This window comes from Streptomyces calidiresistens, assembly GCF_014141525.1.
GTDB classification, from domain to species: Bacteria; Actinomycetota; Actinomycetes; order Streptomycetales; family Streptomycetaceae; genus Streptomyces; species Streptomyces calidiresistens.
In genome coordinates this window covers 1-3,866 of sequence record NZ_VKHS01000541.1, presented here as the reverse complement: position 1 = coordinate 3,866, position 3,866 = coordinate 1, and the positions used below count along the sequence as shown (strand labels likewise).

At 71.2% G+C, this 3,866-nt stretch carries 3 protein-coding genes; all 3 read right to left on the bottom strand.

Annotation, left to right across the window (positions count from 1 at the left end):
* Positions 1-149 precede the first annotated feature (149 nt).
* Positions 150-752, bottom strand: a complete 603-nt coding sequence (gene coaE, locus FOE67_RS19195) for a dephospho-CoA kinase (protein ID WP_182665970.1) — start codon at positions 750-752, stop codon at positions 150-152.
* A 64-nt stretch (positions 753-816) separates the two neighbouring features.
* The gene (locus FOE67_RS19190; RefSeq protein ID WP_182665968.1) at positions 817-1,833 is read right to left on the bottom strand and encodes a PAC2 family protein; all 1,017 of its coding nucleotides are present in this window, start codon (positions 1,831-1,833) and stop codon (positions 817-819) included.
* A gap of 238 nt (positions 1,834-2,071) precedes the next feature.
* On the bottom strand, positions 2,072-3,562 hold the full coding sequence (rpsA, locus tag FOE67_RS19185; RefSeq protein ID WP_182665966.1) for a 30S ribosomal protein S1: 1,491 nt from the start codon (positions 3,560-3,562) through the stop codon (positions 2,072-2,074).
* Positions 3,563-3,866 lie beyond the last annotated feature (304 nt).

The window sequence follows — 3,866 nt, the reverse complement described above, 5'->3', positions numbered from 1 at the left end:
CCTCCCCACCAAAACGCCCACCGGCCCCACCCCCGGGGGCACTTCGGTATGTGGCGCCTTGTCCGGCGACGGGCGACGAACCGGGCACGCCCCGGCGCCACGGGCGCCCGTCGGGGGCGGCGGGGACGCGGGGTCGTCACCCGCCGGACTCACCCGGCGGCGGCCCGCGCGACGAGTTCCTCCCACAGTTCGGCCACCCGGATCTCCAGGTCGGCGAGGGTCCCGTCGTTGGTGAGGACCCGATCGGCCACGGCCAGCCGGGCGGCGCGATCCGCCTGCGCCGCCATCCGGGCCCGGGCGTCGGCCCCGGTCATGCCGCGCGACCGCACGAGGCGGTCCAACCGGACCTCCTCGGGGGCGTCCACCACGACGACCAGGTCGTACATCCCGGCCAAACCGTTCTCGACCAGCAGCGGCACGTCGTGCACCACCACCGCGTCCGCCGGCGCCGCCGCCCGCAGCTCGGCGGACCGCCGCGCCACCAGCGGATGGACGATGGCGTTGAGAGCGGCCAGCCGCGCCGGATCGGAGAAGACGATCCGCCCCAGCCGCTCGCGGTCCAGTGTGCCGTCCCGAGCCAGCACCCCGGGACCGAACTCGGCGACGACCGCCGCCAACCCCTCCGTTCCCGGCTCGACCACTTCGCGGGCGACGCGGTCGGCGTCCACGACGACCGCCCCGCGCTCCGCCAGCAGACGGGTGACCGCGCTCTTCCCGGAACCGATCCCGCCGGTGAGTCCCACTGTCAGCATGGGCGGCAGGCTACCGGGCGGGCCCGTCGGACCGGGCCGACGGGCCCGAGGGGCCCGGCGATCGCTAGGGGCCCGCGGGTGGGGTGTCCCCGCCCCGCGGCCCCTCCTGCTCGGCGAGGAAGCGCTCGAAGACCGCCCCCAACTCGTCGGCGGAGGGCAACTCGGCCGGCTCGGCGACCAGGTTCCCCCGGGTCGCGGCCCCGGCCACCGCGTCGTACTGCTGCTCCAGCCCCCTGACGACCGCCACCAGCTCGTTGTCGCCCTCGGCCAGCTCCCGGTCGATCTCCTCGCGCACCCGCAGCGAGCGGGAGCGCAGGCTCTGGGCGATCTCCGGCAGCACCAGCCCGGTGGCGCCGGTCAGCGCCTCCAGCACCACCAGCGCCGAGTCCGGGTACCGGGACCGGGCGATGTAGTGCGGGACGTGCGCGGCGATGCCCAGCACGTCGTGACCCGCCTGGGAGAGCCGCAACTCCAGCAGGGAGGCCGCGCTGCCGGGCACCTGCGCCTCGTCGAAGAGGTCGTTGCGCGCCGGGACCAGCTCCGAACGGTTGCCGTGCGAGGTCAGGCCGACGGGCCGGGTGTGCGGAACGCCCATCGGGATGCCGTGGAAACCGACGGTCAGACGGACCCGCAGGCGCTCCACGATCTCCCGCACCGCCTCGGCGAACCGCTCCCACTCCACGTCCGGTTCGGGGCCGGAGAGCACCAGGAAGGGCTTTCGGGTGTCGTCGTGGACCAGCCGCACCTCCAGCCGGGGCGCGCGGAAATCGGTCCAGCGGTCGCGCCGGAAGGTCATCACCGGCCGGCGGGCGCGGTAGTCCACCAGACGGTCGTGGTCGAATCGGGCCACGGTCACGCCCGGCCGGCGGTCGTCGAGCAGTTCCTCGATCAGTTGGGTTCCGGTCTCCCCCGCGTCGAGGAATCCCTCGAAGTGGTGGAGGAGCACCGGGCCGACCGGGGCGTCGGAGTCGGTGCCGGTGTCGGTGGGGGTGTCGGCGTCGGCATGGGGGTCGACCGAGATGGCCTCGGCCATGGCCAAGCCCTCCGGCACCCACTCGTACAGGTCCTGTGGATCGTGCACCGTGACCGCCGCTCCTTCCGTGCCGTGGTGGTCCGTCGCGAGCCGGCCCCGTACCCGGAACGGCACGGGAACCGATCGCCCCGTCCGGGGCGCTCCTCGTGATCAACGCGTTCGGGGCGTCGGGCATTCCCCCGAACGGGGGTCGGGAAACGGCGGAACCCGCCCCCGGTGGTTCGGGGACGGGTTCCGCCGCGATCCGCGGTGCCCGCCGCGGGCGACATCACCCGCGGGAGGGAACTCAGCTCTGGCCGCCGGCCAGCTTCTCGCGCAGGGCGGCGAGGGCCTCGTCGGAGGCCAGCGCGCCGGTGTCCTCACCCGGGTCCGAGGAGTACGAGCCGCCGCCACCGGCCTGCGGCGCGGCGCTGCCGGCCTCGGCCTCGGCCTCGGCGTCGGCCTCCCGGGACTTGATGACCTGGGCCTGGTGCTGCTCGAAGCGGGTCTGCGCCTCGGCGTACTGCTGCTCCCACTCCTCCCGCTGCTTCTCGTAGCCGGGCAGCCAGTCGTTGGCCTCCGGGTCGAAGCCCTCGGGGTAGATGTAGTTGCCCTGGTCGTCGTAGGACGCGGCCATGCCGTAGAGGGTCGGGTCGAACTCGACGGCCATCGGGTCGGCGCCGAAGGTCTCGTTGGCCTGCTTGAGCGACAGGCTGATCCGACGACGGTCGAGGTCGATGTCGATGACCTTGACGAAGATCTCGTCGTTGACCTGGACGACCTGCTCCGGGATCTCCACGTGGCGCTCGGCCAGCTCGGAGATGTGGACCAGGCCCTCGATGCCCTCGTCCACCCGGACGAACGCGCCGAACGGCACCAGCTTGGTGACCTTGCCGGGGACGACCTGGCCGATCTGGTGGGTCCGGGCGAACTGCTGCCACGGGTCCTCCTGCGTCGCCTTGAGCGACAGCGAGACCCGCTCGCGGTCCATGTCGACGTCCAGGACCTCGACGGTGACCTCCTGGCCGACCTCGACGACCTCGGAGGGGTGGTCGATGTGCTTCCAGGACAGCTCGGAGACGTGCACCAGGCCGTCCACGCCACCCAGGTCCACGAAGGCACCGAAGTTGACGATGGAGGAGACGACGCCGGAGCGCACCTGACCCTTCTGGAGGGTGGTGAGGAAGGTCTGGCGGACCTCGCTCTGGGTCTGCTCCAGCCAGGCGCGACGGGACAGGACCACGTTGTTGCGGTTCTTGTCCAGCTCGATGATCTTGGCCTCGAGCTCCTTGCCCACGTAGGGCTGGAGGTCACGGACGCGGCGCATCTCCACGAGGGAGGCGGGGAGGAAGCCGCGCAGGCCGATGTCGAGGATGAGACCACCCTTGACGACCTCGATGACGGTACCGGTGACGATGCCGTCCTCGTCCTTGATCTTCTCGATCGTGCCCCAGGCCCGCTCGTACTGCGCGCGCTTCTTGGACAGGATCAGACGACCCTCCTTGTCCTCCTTCTGGAGGACCAGGGCCTCGATCTCGTCACCGACGGCGACGACCTCGTTGGGGTCGACGTCGTGCTTGATCGACAGCTCGCGGGAGGGGATCACACCCTCGGTCTTGTAACCGATGTCGAGCAGGACCTCGTCCCGGTCGACCTTCACGATGACGCCGTCGACGATGTCGCCGTCGTTGAAGTACTTGATCGTCTCGTCGATCGCGGCGAGGAAGGCTTCCTCGGAACCGATGTCGTTGACCGCAACCTGCGGGGTGGCCACGGTGGTCTCGGTGCTGCTCGTCATGTGGTAAAGGGCTCCGGTACGGACAGAATGTCGTCGGCACTACCACGCCACGAACCCGTATCGCACCGCCGAAGCCGGACAGCCCGGGAGACGCCGCACCGAAGATCCCTTGAGATTTCCGAAAAGCGCCCCGACAACCGAGGGGACATACAACAAGTGCGAGCGCGACCTGCTCCGTCCGAGGCGCGCAGGTCCGCAGCGCGTCTTATAGCATACGGGCGCTTTCGACCCCGGTCAATGCGCGCTTCCGCCCAGCGGGGGCGGTATCAGGACAGAACCGGCAACCCCGTTCGGGACTTCCCCC

Excerpts from the sequence above, each read along its gene's own strand:
- rpsA (WP_182665966.1), bottom strand. The coding sequence starts at position 3,562 with ATGACGAGCAGCACCGAGACCACCGTGGCCACCCCGCAGGTTGCGGTC.
- coaE (WP_182665970.1), bottom strand. The coding sequence starts at position 752 with ATGCTGACAGTGGGACTCACCGGCGGGATCGGTTCCGGGAAGAGCGCG.